This is a genomic window from Streptomyces sp. NPDC006610, assembly GCF_040611575.1.
In the GTDB taxonomy this organism is placed as follows: Bacteria; Actinomycetota; Actinomycetes; order Streptomycetales; family Streptomycetaceae; genus Streptomyces.
Genome location: NZ_JBEXOP010000043.1, coordinates 1 through 15251, shown reverse-complemented (window position 1 = coordinate 15251; position 15251 = coordinate 1). Strand labels below are relative to the sequence as shown.

General features: G+C 70.2%; 13 protein-coding genes and 1 rRNA gene. 6 read left to right on the top strand and 8 right to left on the bottom strand.

Annotated elements, in window-relative coordinates; all coding sequences use genetic code 11:
• Positions 1–516: 516 nt before the first annotated feature.
• The 6 genes from pstB to ABZY13_RS27700 all read right to left on the bottom strand — a co-directional run bounded on the left by pstB (position 517) and on the right by ABZY13_RS27700 (position 7160).
• Positions 517–1293 (bottom strand): phosphate ABC transporter ATP-binding protein PstB, encoded by a 777-nt coding sequence (gene pstB, locus ABZY13_RS27725; protein WP_356635424.1) that lies wholly within the window; start codon positions 1291–1293, stop codon positions 517–519.
• Positions 1294–1339: 46 nt separating this feature from the next.
• The gene (gene pstA, locus ABZY13_RS27720) at positions 1340–2398 is read right to left on the bottom strand and encodes a phosphate ABC transporter permease PstA (protein ID WP_356635422.1); all 1059 of its coding nucleotides are present in this window, start codon (positions 2396–2398) and stop codon (positions 1340–1342) included.
• Positions 2395–3402, bottom strand: coding sequence for a phosphate ABC transporter permease subunit PstC (pstC, locus tag ABZY13_RS27715; RefSeq protein ID WP_356635420.1), 1008 nt, complete (start codon positions 3400–3402; stop codon positions 2395–2397). Before pstC ends, pstA begins: the two co-directional genes overlap by 4 nt.
• Positions 3403–3518: 116 nt before the next feature.
• Positions 3519–4646 (bottom strand): phosphate ABC transporter substrate-binding protein PstS, encoded by a 1128-nt coding sequence (gene pstS, locus ABZY13_RS27710; RefSeq protein WP_356635418.1) that lies wholly within the window; start codon positions 4644–4646, stop codon positions 3519–3521.
• 566 nt (positions 4647–5212) lie between these two features.
• Entirely contained in the window at positions 5213–5917 is a 705-nt protein-coding gene (locus ABZY13_RS27705; RefSeq protein ID WP_356635416.1) for a phosphatase PAP2 family protein, read from the bottom strand.
• Between the two features lie 235 nt (positions 5918–6152).
• Positions 6153–7160 carry a bifunctional lytic transglycosylase/C40 family peptidase gene (locus ABZY13_RS27700; RefSeq protein ID WP_356635414.1) on the bottom strand — a complete coding sequence of 336 codons (1008 nt, stop codon included), beginning with the start codon at positions 7158–7160 and terminating at the stop codon, positions 6153–6155.
• A gap of 294 nt (positions 7161–7454) precedes the next feature.
• On the opposite strand from ABZY13_RS27700, the gene ABZY13_RS27695 reads away from it, so the two are divergent.
• The 6 genes from ABZY13_RS27695 (at position 7455) to ABZY13_RS27670 (ending at position 14550) form a co-directional block, all read left to right on the top strand.
• The gene (locus ABZY13_RS27695) at positions 7455–7763 is read left to right on the top strand and encodes a hypothetical protein (protein ID WP_356635412.1); all 309 of its coding nucleotides are present in this window, start codon (positions 7455–7457) and stop codon (positions 7761–7763) included.
• Between the two features lie 176 nt (positions 7764–7939).
• Positions 7940–8755, top strand: coding sequence for a hypothetical protein (locus ABZY13_RS27690; RefSeq protein ID WP_356635409.1), 816 nt, complete (start codon positions 7940–7942; stop codon positions 8753–8755).
• Positions 8745–10079 carry a hypothetical protein gene (locus ABZY13_RS27685; protein ID WP_356635407.1) on the top strand — a complete coding sequence of 445 codons (1335 nt, stop codon included), beginning with the start codon at positions 8745–8747 and terminating at the stop codon, positions 10077–10079. Before ABZY13_RS27690 ends, ABZY13_RS27685 begins: the two co-directional genes overlap by 11 nt.
• Positions 10076–11632 carry an SCO6880 family protein gene (locus ABZY13_RS27680; RefSeq protein ID WP_356635405.1) on the top strand — a complete coding sequence of 519 codons (1557 nt, stop codon included), beginning with the start codon at positions 10076–10078 and terminating at the stop codon, positions 11630–11632. Before ABZY13_RS27685 ends, ABZY13_RS27680 begins: the two co-directional genes overlap by 4 nt.
• Before the next feature lie 14 nt (positions 11633–11646).
• A complete protein-coding gene (locus ABZY13_RS27675) occupies positions 11647–13059 on the top strand; it encodes an ATP-binding protein (RefSeq protein ID WP_356635403.1) in 1413 nt (470 codons plus the stop codon).
• Between the two features lie 15 nt (positions 13060–13074).
• Positions 13075–14550: a type VI secretion protein gene (locus tag ABZY13_RS27670; protein ID WP_356635401.1), complete on the top strand. Its 1476-nt coding sequence runs from the start codon at positions 13075–13077 to the stop codon at positions 14548–14550.
• A 16-nt stretch (positions 14551–14566) separates the two neighbouring features.
• On the opposite strand, the gene ABZY13_RS27665 is transcribed toward ABZY13_RS27670, so the two are convergent.
• Together ABZY13_RS27665 and rrf are read right to left on the bottom strand one after the other, a co-directional pair.
• Positions 14567–15106: a GNAT family N-acetyltransferase gene (locus tag ABZY13_RS27665; protein WP_356635399.1), complete on the bottom strand. Its 540-nt coding sequence runs from the start codon at positions 15104–15106 to the stop codon at positions 14567–14569.
• Between the two features lie 68 nt (positions 15107–15174).
• Positions 15175–15251: ribosomal RNA gene (rrf, locus tag ABZY13_RS27660) — 5S ribosomal RNA — on the bottom strand; the annotation flags it as partial.

The window sequence follows — 15251 nt, the reverse complement described above, 5'->3', positions numbered from 1 at the left end:
ACGCACCCCCCACCCAGCCTTCCCGCAGCCACGATGGCGGGTAGGCCGCGTACGACGCACCCCCCACCCAGCCTTCCCGCAGCCACGATGGCGGGTAGGCCGCGTATGGCGGGAAGGGGACGGGCCGGGGGTGTCCGCCCGCAGCGGTTGGCGCGTCAACACGGGTACCTCTTGCAACAGACCGATTCCGCGCCGTTCCGAGGACGGACACCCCCGGCCCGTCCCCGACGAGGCACCAGGCGACAGCGCCACCGCAACCGAGAACCCACCCCGACAGGCCGCCGCAGGCAGAAAACCGCACCCGCACCCCGACACGGCGGACCCCCACCCGCGAACCCGGCGACGACGCAGCCACGCCACCACACCACCCCCACCCCACCCCACACCACACCATCCCGCCCCGCCCGCACCGAAGCCCCCCGGACATGACGGGGGCCCGCCCCCGGGAGCCAGGGGCGGGCCCTTTTCGACCTCGCGGTGGCACCGCCATGCAGCACCGCGAGGAGTCCGTATCGATCAGCCGAACCGGCCCGAGATGTAGTCCTCGGTCGCCTGGACGGACGGGTTGGAGAAGATCCGCTCCGTGTCGTCGATCTCGATGAGCTTGCCCGGCTGCCCCACGGCGGCCAGGTTGAAGAAGGCGGTCCGGTCGGAGACACGCGCCGCCTGCTGCATGTTGTGCGTCACGATGACGATCGTGAACCGCTCCTTCAGCTCGCCGATGAGGTCCTCGATGGCGAGCGTCGAGATCGGGTCGAGCGCGGAGCACGGCTCGTCCATGAGCAGGACGTTCGGCTCCACGGCGATCGCCCGGGCGATGCACAGCCGCTGCTGCTGACCGCCGGAGAGCCCGGAGCCGGGCTTGTTCAGCCGGTCCTTGACCTCGTTCCAGAGGTTCGCGCCCTTGAGCGACTTCTCGACGATGTCGTCCAGCTCGGACTTCTTCTTCGACCCGAGGAGCTTCAGACCCGCGGCGACGTTGTCGTACACGGACATCGTCGGGAACGGGTTCGGCCGCTGGAAGACCATGCCGACCTCACGCCGCACGGACACCGGGTCGATCCCGGCGCCGTACAGGTTCTCGTCGTCGAGCATGACCTTGCCCTCGACCCGGCCACCGGGGGTGACCTCGTGCATGCGGTTGAGGGTCCGCAGGAAGGTGGACTTGCCGCAGCCGGACGGGCCGATGAAGGCCGTCACGGAGCGGGGCTCGATCGTCATCGAGATGTCCTCGATGGCGCGGAACGAACCGTAGTAGGCGCTGAGGCCGCTGACATCAATGCGCTTGGCCATGGAAATCACTGCTTCTTTCGGAAATTCGGTCGCTGAGATGGCCGCGTCAGCGACCGGTCTTCGGAGCCTTCCAGCGCGCGATGCCGCGGGCCAGCAGGTTCAGGATCATCACGAAGGCGATCAGCGTCAGGGACGCCGCCCAGGCACGGTCGAACGCCGGCTCCGCGCCCGCGCTCTGCTGGTACTGCTGGTAGATGTACAGCGGCAGCGAGGCCTGAGCGCCTTCGAACGGGTTGTTGTTGATGAACGGGTTGCCGAAGACCAACAGCAGCACGGGAGCGGTCTCACCGGCGATACGGGCGACCGACAGCATGATGCCGGTGGTGATGCCGCCGATCGCGGTGGGCAGGACGATCTTCAGGATCGTGCGCCACTTGGGCACGCCCAGCGCCAGGGACGCCTCGCGCAGCTCGTTCGGGACGAGCTTGAGCATCTCCTCCGTGGAGCGCACCACGACCGGCATCATCAGGATCGCCAGCGCCAGCGACCCGGCGAAGCCGAAGGGCTGCATCTCGAACATCAGCATGATCGAGAGGATGAACAGACCCGCGACGATCGACGGGATGCCCGTCATGACGTCGACGAAGAAGGTGACCGCACGGGCGAGGTGACCGCGCCCGTACTCGACCAGGTAGATCGCGGTGAGCACACCGATCGGCGCGGCGATCAGGGTGGCGAGGCCGACCTGCTCGAGGCTGCCGATGATGGCGTGGTAGATGCCGCCGCCGACCTCGCGGTCACCGACGACGCCCATCGAGTGGGTGAGGAAGTAGACGTCGAGGACCTTCGTGCCGCGCTCGACGGTCGCCCACACGAGGGAGGCGAGCGGGACGACGGCGATCAGGAAGGAGACCCAGACCAGCGAGGTGGCGACGCGGTCCTTGGCCTGCCGCTTGCCCTCGACGGAGGTGGCGATGGCGAACGTGCCGAGCACGTACAGGATCGCGGCGATCAGACCCCACTGCACCCGGCTGTGCAGCCCGGCGGCGAGTCCGATGCCGATCCCGACGGCGACCGAGCCGGCGGCGATCGCGTACGGCGCCCACTTCGGCAGGGTGGCGCCGCGCAGCGAGCTGGGGCGCTTGTCGGTGAGGACGTGGCTCATGCGTTGGCCCCCGAGTACTCCTTGCGGCGGGCGATGATCGCGCGGGCCGCACCGTTGACCAGCAGGGTGATGACGAACAGGACGAGACCGGAGGCGATCAGCGCGTCGCGACCGAACTCGTCCGCCTCACCGAACTTGGCGGCGATGTTCTGGGCGAAGGTGCCGCCGCCCGCGTCGAGCAGGCTGACCTGGATGTCGAAGCTGGGCGAGAGCACGGTGGCGACGGCCATCGTCTCGCCGAGCGCGCGGCCGAGACCGAGCATCGAGGCGGAGATCACGCCGGAGCGGCCGAAGGGCAGCACCGCCATGCGGATGACCTCCCAGCGCGTGGCGCCGAGGGCCAGGGCCGCCTCCTCGTGCATCTGCGGGACCTGGCGGAAGACCTCGCGGCTCACGTTGGTGATGATCGGCAGGATCATGATCGCGAGCAGGATGCCGACGGTGAGCATCGAGCGCGCCGGGCCCTCTTCCCACGAGAAGATGCCGGTCCAGCCGAAGTACTCGTCGAGCCAGGAGAACAGCCCGTCCATCTGAGGCACGAGGATCAGCGCGCCCCACAGGCCGTACACGATGGACGGCACGGCGGCGAGCAGGTCGATCACGTAGGCGATCGGACCGCCCAGCTTGCGCGGGGCGTAGTGGGTCAGGAACAGGGCGATGGCCACCGAGACGGGGACGGCGATGGCCATGGCGATGATCGAGGAGACCACGGTGCCGAAGGCCAGCACGGCGATGCCGAAGACCGGCGGCTGGCTGCGCGTCTCCCACTCGAAGGTGGTGAGGAAGTTGCCCTCGTTCTCGCTGATGGCGAGGGTCGCCCGGTACGTCAGGAAGACGGCGATCGCGGCCATGACGGCCAGCAGCAGGATGCCCGACCCGCGGGACAGGGCGAGGAAGATCTTGTCACCGGGCCGGGTGGCGCCGCGCGCGGCGGCCTTCTGCTCGGCCACGCTCGGCGTTGGCAGGGGAGGAGGTGTGTCGGTGTGCTGTGTGGTTATGTCCATCGGGTTCTCCGGTCTGCGGAGCCGGACGTGGCGTACGGCTCCTGGCGGCGGTGCACCGGACGGTGTGCGGCCCCGGTCCCCTGCGGTGGGAGCGGGACCGGGGCCGCACACTCAGGTCAGCTCAGGCCCTGGATGGTGGTGCGGACCTTGGCGATGATCTCGTCGGGGATCGGGGCGTAGCCGGCGTCGGCGAGCAGGCCCTGGCCCTCCTCGCTGGCGATGTAGTTGAGGAACGCCTTCGTGGTGGGCAGCGTGTCCGCCTTGTTGCCCTTGTCGCAGACGATCTCGTAGGTGACCAGGGTGATCGGGTACGCGCCCTCGGCCTTGGTCTTGTAGTTGATCTCGAGCGCGAGGTCCTGGCCCTGGCCGACGACCTTGGCGTCCGCGATGGCGGCGGTGGCGGAGTCGGTGGAGGCCTTCACCGGCTCGGCGGCACCCGTGTCGATGGCGACGACGCCCATGCCCTCGGCGTAGGACAGCTCCATGTAGCTGATGGCGCCGGAGACCTGGGAGACCTGCTGGGCGACACCGGAGGAGCCGGACGCCGACTGGCCGCCCTTCGCCTGCCAGGCCTTACCGCCCTCGTACTTCCAGTTCTCGGGGGTGGTGGCGATCAGGTACTTGGTGAAGTTGTCCGTGGTGCCGGACTCGTCCGAGCGGTGGAACGCCTGGATCTTGAGGTCGGGCAGCTCGACGTCGGGGTTGAGCTTCTTGATCGCGGCGTCGTTCCACTTGGTGATCTTGCTGTCGAAGATCTTCGCGATGGTGGGGGCGTCCAGCACCAGGTTGTCGACACCCGGGATGTTGTACGCCAGCGCGATCGGGCCGCCGACCATGGGGAGGTCGATGCCCTGACCGCCCTTGCAGACCTCCTTGGAGGCGGCGATCTCTTCCTCGTCCAGCGCGGAGTCGGAGCCGGCGAAGGCGACCTGGCCCTGCGTGAAGGCGGTGATGCCGGCGCCGGAGCCGCTGCCCTTGTAGTTGATCTGCACGCCCTTGCAGGCAGCGGTGAACTGCTTGACCCAGGCGTCGATCGCGTTCTTCTGCGCGGACGAGCCGTCGGCCAGCAGCTGGCCGGTGGCGCCGTCACACTTGATGGAGCCGGGGGCGGCGGCGCTCGCCGACGACGACTCCCCGTCCTTGGCGCCGGTGTCGTCCGAGCCGCACGCCGTGAGGGCCAGGGCGCCGGAGACGGCGAGAGCACCGAGGGTGAGGGCCCGCCGGTTCATGCGCTGAAGCTTCACTTTCGGGAGTTCCTTCCAGGAGCCGCCGTCCTGAATCCGGCGGCGTGCGAGGTCTGGTCGACGCGGACGCAACGGGAATTGCGCTCGTCATCAGGTAAGGCCGAAATTAGGCAGATCAGGTGAAGCCACCTATGGCCGTAAGTGAACGGAGGGTGAACCCCTGTGGTCGGTGTGGTTAGGTCACGGAATGCTTACGGGGAGAGCACGCAGAGGTTCCGGTCCAAGGCCCGCCCGGCCGGATCACCTACCGCCTGGCCCAACCGGAACCGGGTGACGGATTTCCGCCCCTACAGCCTGCGACCGAACCTCCGTCCCCAAGCGGACCAGCCGCCCTGGGGCCCCGCAACCAAAACCGCCGTAAACCGCCGCACGGGTACCCGGACAGCCGCCGTCGCACCACCGGCCCGACCCGGTCACCGCGCCGGCCTGCGACCGGACCGCCACCCGGTCCGGGAAGCCGCCCCGCCCGACCAGCGGACCGCCACTCGAAGCAGAGGCCACCCCGCCCGACCACCGGACCGGAAGCCCTCCGCAACGGGCGAGGCAGGCACGCTCCTGGGCGACCGTCAGGCGGCCAAGTCCCTCTCCTCCGGCCCCGTGGCCTCCGTGCGCGCCCCCGGGATCCGGGCCTCCCGGCTCGCCACGGACGAACGCCGGCGGATCAGCCGCCCCGCCCGCGGTGACCGCTCGACCGCCTTGGCGACCGGCGTGAGCAGCGCCATGGCGAGCGGCGAGAGCAGCAGCGCGACCGCCGTGCCGAGGGCGAAGCCGCCGATCACGTCCGTCGGGTAGTGCACGCCCATGTAGACCCGGCAGAACCCTTCGAGCAGGGCCAGGCCTATGCCGACGAGCCCGAACGTCCGGTGGGCGACGAAGAGTCCGACCCCGAGGGCCATGGCGATGGTCGCGTGGTCGCTGACGAAGGAGAAGTCGGTCTTCCCGCCGATCAGCACGTCGAGCCCGTGATGACTCCGGAAGGGCCGGGGCCGCTCGACGAACCCGCGTATCGGCACGTTCACCAGCACCGCGACGCCCGCGGCCAGCGGCGCCCAGACCAGCGCGGCCACGGACCCGGCCGCCTCCTCACCGCCCCGCCGCCGCACGGTCCACCAGCAGCCCAGCACCAGCAGCACCAGCGCCACCAGCAGCCCGTACTCGCCGACATGGGCCACGACCCGGTCGAACCAGCCCGGCGCGTCCTTGGCCAGGCCGTTGATGTCGTACAGCAACTCGACGTCGGGGTTCGACCCGGATTGCGCGAGTCCAGCCATGGTGCAGCGGCCCCTTCGTCGTCGTCTCGCCGGCACACGTCTGCGTGTGCCGTCCGCCACCCCCGTGGTCCTCGTGGAGCCGCGCTCGTCGGCCCGTTCACTCGGCTACGTCACCAGGAACGCACGACCACGGTCCCCGCGTTCCGCATTCCACGGAATGATCACGCAGACGTTATCGAAGAGAGATACATCGTCGCAGCTCAGGGCTGTGGTTCACGATCGGTGAAGGGCGATTTCACACCCTCGTGGGGAGCGCTTTTGCGCCATCTTCGGTGACCCGCGTGGCCCCGAAGTAGTCCGGGGTGTCGATGGGCGTGAACCGGATCACCGCACCCGTCCGCGGCGCGTCGATCATGTACCCGCCGCCGACGTAGATCCCCACGTGCCGGATGGCCCGGGAGTTGGTCAGATCGTCAGAGAAGAACACCAGGTCCCCCGGCAACAGCTCCTCGCGCGAGGGATGCGGCCCGGCGTTGTACTGATCGTTGGCGACACGCGGCAGCGTGATCCCCACACTCTCGTACGCCGCCTTGGTCAGCCCGGAGCAGTCGAACCGCCCGCCGTGCTCGGGCGTGCCGTTGCCGCCCCACAGATACGGGGTCCCCAGCTTCTTCTGCGCGAAGTGGATCGCCCCGGCGGCCTGCTCGGACGGGTCCACCCGCCCGACGGGAGCGGCGAAGCTCTCCTGGAGCGTCGTGATCGTCTTGACGTAGTTCTGCGTCTCCCGGTACGGCGGCACGCCCCCGTACCTGATCACCGCGTACGCGCCCGCGTTGTACGCCGCGAGCATGTTGTGCGTGGGATCGCCGGGGACGTCCTTGACGTACTTCGCCAGCTCGCAGTCGTAGGACGCCGCCGACGGAATGGCGTCCTTCGGGTCCCACACGTCGCGGTCGCCGTCGCCGTCGCCGTCGACGCCGTGCGTGGCCCAGGTCCCGGGAATGAACTGAGCGATCCCCTGCGCCTGCGCCGGGCTCTGGGCCCGCGGGTTGAAGCCGCTCTCCTGGTACAGCTGCGCGGCGAGCAGCGCGGGGTTGATGGCCGGGCACAGATTCCCCCACCGCTGCACGAGCGTCTGGTACGCCGCCGGCACCGACCCCTTGGCCAGCGTCCGGCTCGCTCCGCCCGCACCGCCCGCCACGTTCCCCGCGACGACGTAGACCCCGACGACCAGCACCATCACGAACGCGACCCCGCCCCCGAGGGCGGCGCCCGCCACGATCCAGGCCTTACGCACCGTCAACCGCCCCTCACTGCCCGGGAGTCCGCCCACGTCAGTGTAGAGGGTGGGGCTAGCCTTTACCCGGCAGCGAGAAAAGGCTCAACGACGGAACCACACAGCAGGTTCCGCTTCCACCTCGTTGCCCGGCGCAACCTGCCGTGATACACAGAGTGACGATGTGAGGTATTCGTACGAAACCCGCCACGCAATGACGTCAAGTCGACATACGACGGCGGCATTGTCGGCGAGAATGAGGCCTGACCTCTGCGCACGGCAGGGGGACTGCGGAACTACCCAACAGGGGCGGTGACTTACATGCTCTTTGCGGCCGACGAGGGAGACATCAACACCATCATCGGCGGGATCGCTCCGGACTGGGGCCCCTTCGGCAGCCTGGGCACCGAGGCCAAGGTGATGATCGAGGTGGTGATGGCCGTCGCCATCCTCATCTGCCTGGGGATCGCCATCTGGGGCGCCGCCAAACAGCGGATCGGCGCGACGGCCCTGCGGGACACGTTCAGCGCCGAGCAGGGCAAGGGCCTCATCATCGCCGGGCTGACGGGCGTGTTCATCATCGGCTCGCTCGGCACCCTCTTCACCATCGTGTACGGCATGGCCGTGTAACCGCCTCCAGCCCGCTCCGGGCGCGCCCGGTCCCACCCGTCCACCCGCCCGTCGTGCCCCACCGGCTGAGGTTGCGTTTCCCTGATGTCCAGTCACCACACCGCGCCCGCACGGCAGCCGGCCCGGCTACCGTCGTACTTCCACGCGTCGTACAACGTCGAGGGGGCGTACGCGGCATGAGTCTCGGGGACGAGCCAGGACCCTCCGGCGGTTACGGAGGATCGGGCCACACGCGCACCCACCTGCCGGACACGGGCGGCGACCCACGCCGACCCGCCCGTTCGTCGTCCCGCAGCCTGGTCACGGTGGTCGGCGTGGTCGTCCTCCTCGTCGCCGCGATCGCCTTCGCGAACCGCGGCGACGACGACACGACCACGAACACCCCGGCCACGGACAAGCCGGCCCCGGCTGCCACGGCAGCGACGGGCGAACGTCCGGTGGGCACGGGAGGCGAGGGCATCCCGACGGGGTTCGCGCATGACGAGCAGGGGGCGCAGAGTGCGGCGGCGAACTATGCCTCCCTGCTGGGCTCCGACGGCATGTTCAACACAACCAGGCGGCACGAGATCGTTCAGGCGATCGCCGATCCCAGTGCCGTGAACAGACTTCAGTCAGGCTTCGACGCGGACTATTCGGCGGACTTCCTGAAGTCGATCGGTCTGAATGACGACGGCAGCGCGCCGAAGGACACCACGTTCGTCAACCGCACGATGCCGGCCGGCACCAAAGTCACGTCCTACGACGCGGGAGCGGCAACCGTCGAGGTGTGGTGCACCGGCCTCTTCGGGCTCGCAGGCGATGGCTCGACGAAGCCCGTCACTAGCGGGTGGTTCACGGTGACCATGAAGCTGCGATGGAACGGCGACTGGAAGGTCCTGGAGACCAGCCAGAAGACCGGCCCGACACCCGTCAACGGGGACAATCCCGTTTCCGGTGCCGACGAGATCGGCAAGGCGGTCAACGAGTTCGGAGGGTTCACGTATGCCCGGTAGCTGGCACCACCTGCTCAAGCTGACCGGCTTCGTGGCCGCCGCTCAGGCAGCTGCCCTGATGCTGGCCGCACGGGCCGTCGCGGCACCCACCCCCAGTCCCACGCCAACGCCGAGCCCGACGGACAGCAGCGATCCTTGCGCGCTCATCGCCGGCCCCGCCAAGGACTACTGCGAACGAGGCTCCCGCACCAAAGACGGCGACAACCGCACCCTCACCGACCCCACCTCCACCCTCGACCCCCTCTCCTCCCTCGCCCAGGGCTGCGCCGACGCCGCCGCCTGGACCGTCGACCAGCTCGCCAAGGCCGTCGACGACTTCGCGGACGTCGACTTCACCAACCCCACGTTCCTCCAGCAGTACGCCGTCGTCTTCGCCGCCTCCACCGTGCTCACGCTCCTGCTGTGGCTGCTGGCCGTGGCCAAGCGGGCCGTCCGCGGCGTGCCGCTGAGCACCGCCATCGGCGAGGCCATCGGCTTCCTCTGGCTCACCGTCCTCGCCTCCGCCTTCACCCCCCTGATCCTCTACACCGTCGTCTCGGCGACCGACGGCATCAGCGAGGTCCTCGCCAAGAGCACCGGCGACCAGACCGACACCTTCTTCGGCAACTTCTCCGCCGCCCTGGAGAAGGGCGACGACATCGGCGGCGGCCCGATCATGCTGATCGTCGTGTCGCTGGTGTCGATCCTCGCCGCCGGCGTCCTCTGGCTGGAACTGGTCATCCGCGCCGCCCTGCTCTACGTCGGCGCCCTCCTCGGGACCGTCGTCTACGCGGGCCTGGTCGACAAGAACCTCTGGGGTCACGTCCGCCGCTGGGCCGGCATCATGATCGCCGTCATCCTGGTCAAGCCGGTCATCGTGATCGTCCTCGGCCTCGCCGGCGCGCTCTCCGCAGACGACGGCCCCGACGCCTTCTCCGCCGTCGTCTCCGGCCTCGCGATCATCCTGCTCGCCATCTTCGCGTCCGCGATGATCTACCGCTTCGTCCCCGGCTTCGGCGACGAGATCGCGAACTCCCGCAACAACCGCATCATGCAGGGCGCCGAGGGCAAGGCCGCCGCCGTCATCAGCTCCCCCGCCACCCTCGTCGCCCAGGGCATCAAGACCCACAGCACCCGGGCCGACAACAACGGCGGCGGCGCGCCCCGCCCCGCCAACCAGGCCTCCGGCGGCGTCGCCGCGCACAGCTCGCGCGCCTCGAACGCGGGCGGCGGCACGGTCCCCTCCGCCGCCCCCGCACCGCGCTCCCCGAGCCCGGTGAACTCCCCGCACGCCGGCAACACCCGCAACAGCAGTACCAACCGCACGGGAGGTGAAGGGCGTTGACGACCGAGTCCCATCTGTCCCATCCGGTCACGCCCCGCCGTACGTATCTCATCGGCCGCGCCCGGCCGAACGCGATCATCGGCCGCAACCGCGAGACCGGTGAGATCGCGCTGATCATCGTGGGCGCGTTCCTGGGGATGATGTGCGGGCTCCTCGTCCCGGTTCTCACCCTGCGCATCGCCCTGCTGATGGGCTTCCCGATGATCGCGCTGGCCGCGGTCTACGTGCCGTACAAGCACCGCACGTTCTACCGCTGGTTCGAGATCAACCGCAGCTACAAGCGCACCGTCCGCAGCGGCGCCACCTACCGCTCCGCCGCCATGGAGGCCGGCACCCGGCTCGACGGCCAGGAGATCGAGGTCGGCCCCCCGCCGGGCATCGGCCGGATCACCTGGCTCGCCGCGCCGTTCGGCCCCGACGAGATCGCCGTCCTGCTGCACGCCGACCGCAAGACCGTCACCGCCGCCATCGAGATCGAGGGCCCCGGCGTCGGCCTGCGCGACTCCGAGGACCAGGAAGCCCTGGTCGACCGCTTCGGCACCCTGCTCAAGCACGTGGCCAACGGCGACGGTTTCGTCACCCGCATCCAGATGCTCGCCCGCACCCTGCCCGCCGACCCCGACGCCCACGCCAAGGACGTCGCCGTCCGCGGCAACGACCGCGCCCCGGTCTGGCTCCAGGAGTCGTACGACCAGCTGCAGTCCATGGTGTCCACCAGCAGCGAGCAGCACCGCGCCTACCTCGTCGCCTGCATGCACTACACCCGCGAGCTGGCCGCCGAGGCCGTCGCCATGGCCCGCGCCGCCCGCCCCCGCGGCGGCAAGGTCGACCGCGACGCCGGCCTCGCCGTCGTCATGGCCCGCGAGCTGACCGACATCTGCTCCCGGCTCCAGGAGGCCGACATCCGCGTGCGCCAGCCGCTCGGCCAGGGCCGGCTCGCCTCGCTGATCCACTCCATGTACGACCCGGACCACCCCATCGACCACATCCAGGCGATGACCAAGCGCAACGCCTGGCCGGCCGAGCTGGACGCCATGGAGCCGACGTACCTCCAGGCCAAGACCCGCGAGTCCTCCACCCGCGCCCCCTGGTGCCACGCCACCGCCTGGGTGAAGGAGTGGCCGATGACCCCCGTCGGCGTCAACTTCCTGGCCCCGCTCCTCGTCCACACCCCCGACGTGATCCGCACGGTCGCCGTCACGATGGACCTCGAACCCACCGAGGTCGCCATCGAGCGCATGCTCACCGAGAAGACCAACGACGAGGCCGAGGCGTCCCGCGCCGCCAAGATGAACCGCACCGTCGACCCGCGCGACATCGCCGCCCACTCCCGACTCGACCAGCGCGGCGAGGACCTCGCCAGCGGCGCGGCCGGCGTGAACCTGGTCGGCTACATCACCGTCTCCTCCCGCTCCCCGGAGGCGCTGGCCCGCGACAAGCGCACCATCCGGGCCTCGGCCGGAAAGTCGTATCTGAAGCTGGAGTGGTGCGACCGCGAGCACCACCGGGCCTTCGTGAACACGCTCCCGTTCGCCACCGGAATCCGAAGGTAGGGGTTGATGCCCTGATGCGGGACCCGCTGTCCGTCGTCACCGAGGCCTTCACGTCCTTCCTGTTCGGGAAGGTCGAGACCACCCGGCTCCCGGTGCGCACCTCCACGGGCCAGGCACAGGCGGTCTACCTCCCGACCGCCGCGCCCGGCCTGGGCGACTCCGGCGTGATCATCGGCCGCGAGGTGTACTCCGGCAAGGGCTACATCTACGACCCCTTCCAGCTGTACGGCCAGCAGCTGCCCGCCCCCCACTGGCTGGTCCTCGGCGAGTCCGGCAACGGCAAGTCGGCGCTGGAGAAGACGTACGTGCTGCGTCAGCTCCGCTTCAAGGACCGCCAGGTCGTCGTCCTGGACGCGCAGGGCGAGGACGGCGTCGGCGAGTGGAACCTCATCGCCCAGGAGCTGGGCATAACGCCGATCCGGCTGGACCCGATGGCCGCCCTGGACCACGGCATCCGGCTCAACCCCCTCGACCCGTCGATCACCACGACCGGCCAGCTCGCCCTGCTGCGCACGATCATCGAGGTCGCGATGGGCCACGGCCTGGACGAACGCTCCGGCTTCGCCCTGAAGGTCGCCCACGCGTACGTCAACGAGACGATCGTCGAGCGCCAGCCCGTCCTGTCCGACATCGTCGAGCAGCTACGGCACCCCGAGCCGGAGTCGGCCGAGGCGATGAACGTCGACATAGACGACGTACGGGCGTGGGGCCTGGACGTGGCGCTGGTGCTGGACCGGCTGGTCGACGGCGACCTGCGCGGCATGTTCGACGGCCCGACCACGGTCGGCATCGACCTGGACGCCCCGCTGATCGTCTTCGACCTCTCCCACATCGACCGCAACTCCATCGCCATGCCGATCCTGATGGCGATCGTCGGCGTGTGGCTGGAGCACACCTGGATCCGTCCCGACCGCAAGAAGCGCATCTTCCTGGTCGAGGAAGCCTGGCACATCATCAACAGCCCGTTCGTCGCACAGCTGTTCCAGCGGCTGCTGAAGTTCGGACGCCGGCTGGGCCTGTCCTTCGTGGCGGTCGTCCACCACCTGTCCGACGTGGTCGACGGGGCGGCTGCCAAGGAGGCGGCGGCGATCCTGAAGATGGCGTCGACACGGACGATCTACGCCCAGAAGGCCGACGAGGCCAGAGCCACCGGCCGGGTCCTCGGTCTGCCCCGCTGGGCCGTGGAGATCATCCCGACGCTCACTCCCGGCATCGCGGTATGGGACGTCAACGGCAATGTCCAGGTCGTCAAACACCTGGTCACCGAGACCGAGCGCCCCCTCGTCTTCACCGACCGCGCGATGACCGAGTCCTCGGCCGACTACAAGGAGGACGACGCCCTGCGCGCCGCCGAACGGGAGGCGGAGGAGCGGGCCGCGGCCTTCATGGAACAGCACCTCGGCGACTCCGAGTCGACCGTGGCGTAGAGGAGGGCGTACGACGTGAGACCGGACGACCGGCAGCGGGAGGGCCAAGGCGGCATCCCGGACGGGCTGCTGATCGGCATCCTCGCGTTCCTGCTCGGCGCGACGACCCTGGCCTGGACGGCGACGGGCCTGGCCGGCGTGTTCGCGCACGGCGGCTGGCCCGAGGACGTGACCTTCACCCGCACCCCGCTCGCCATGCGCCATCTCGTCGCCGAGCCCCACGACATCGCCGGCGCCTGGCCGGACACCCCGGAGACGGCCCTCTCCGGGTACGGCCTGTTCTGGGGGCTGTTCATAGGGCAGCTGATGGTGCTCCTCGTCCTGACCGTGTTCGTCATGGGCACCCTGGCCCGCTGGAGGGCCGTACGACGCCACGGACGCGCCACCCGGACGCCGCCGGCAGCCGCCCCGCCGGCGCCGCCGCCCCTGGACGAGGTCCCGGCGCCCCGCACGGCCCCGGAGCCGCACAAGCGCCTCCACCACCCCGCCCCCACCGAGCCCGCAGCTCCCGCGCCGGAGGCCGTCACCGTCGGGTTCGCCGGAGAACGCGACCCGCTGGCCGGCGGCCGGGACGCCCTCGTCGTCTCTCCGCGCGAGAGCCGCCGCACCACGGCCGCCCAGGCCATCCGCGACGCCGAGGGCCCCGCCCTCGTCCTCACCTCCAACCCGGCCGTCTGGCTGGACACGAAGGACGCCCGCGCCAAGCTCGGCCCGGTCCACCTCTACGACCCCACCCACCTGTGCGACACCCCGTCCCGCCTGCACTGGTCCCCCACCACGGGCTGCGAGGACAAGCGGACGGCCACCGCCCGCGCCGGCGCCCTCCTCGCCCCGGTCCGCCCGACCGCCCGGCTGGACGAGGCCCTCGCCGACACCGCCGAGACCCTGCTGCGCAGTTACCTCCACGCCGCCGCCATCGACGGCCGCACCGTCCGCCACGTCCACCGCTGGGCCCAGGGCACCCAGGTCCAGGAGGCGGTGCGCACCCTCCGCACCCACCCCAAGGCGGCCCCGGGAGCCGCGGGGGAGCTGGAGGCGGCCCTCACCGCTCACCCCGAACGCCGCGACATGGCCCACGAACTGACGGGCCGTGCACTGTCCGCACTGTTCACCGTCAACGTCCGCGAGGCCTGCACGCCCAACCGAACCGATGCGCTCGCCCTGGATTCCTTCGTCGCCGAAGGGGGCACGCTTTATATGGTCGGTGAGTCCATCGAGGACCCCCGGGCGAATCCGGGCGCGATGCCCCTGCTCACCGCGCTCGCGTCCAGCGTGGTCGAGCGCGGCCGGCGCATGGCCGAACGGTCATCCTCCGGTCGCCTCGACCCACCACTCACCCTCGTCCTGGACGACATCGCGGCCGTGGCCCCGCTCCCCCTGCTTCCGGCCCTCCTGGCTTCGGGCACCGACCTGGGGATGCCCACCCTGGCCCTCCTGCGCTCCCGCGAACAGGCCCGCAGCCGCTGGCCGCACGACGAACTCCCGGTGTGACCCGGACGCGTGGGCGTCAGCGCTCGAGCACGTACTCCAACTCCAGCTCGTCCCCGTCGCCGAGCGGCACCAGCACCCCGCTCGGCACGAACCCGGCCCGGCGGTAGAAGGCCTGCGCCCGCCCGTTGTCCTCGTGCACGATGAGCCGCACCCGCTCGCCCCCGCGCCCCCACGCCCATTCGATCCCGGCGTCGAACAGCACCTCGGTGAGCCCGATCCCCCGGCACTCGGGCCGCACATACACACCGACGACATGCGCCTGCCGTCGCTCGACCCGACAGCCGGCCCAGTCCTCCGTCCCGGCCTCCTCGATCAGCACGGTCAGCGACCCGACCCATTCTCCGTCCGGCGCTACGGCGACGATCTGCTGCACGTCCGACGCCCCCTCGGCCGCCCGCGCCGTCCGCTCCCGCCAATAGGAGTCGGGCCGGGCAACGGCCTCCTCGTACGTCTCCAGGAAGGCGAGGTGAGCAATCGGATCCTGCAGCGCGAGCAGCCGCAGCGCCTTCACCGCCGGCCACTCCTCCGGACGCACGGACCGGATCACGTAGTTCATACGGGCTACGGTACCCGGCCACGAAAAAACCCCCGCATCGGCCCGATGCGGGGGTTTTCTCAAAGATTGTTCGGCGGCGTCCTACTCTCCCACAGGGTCCCCCCTGCAGTACCATCGGCGCTGTAAGGCTTAGCTTCCGGGTTCG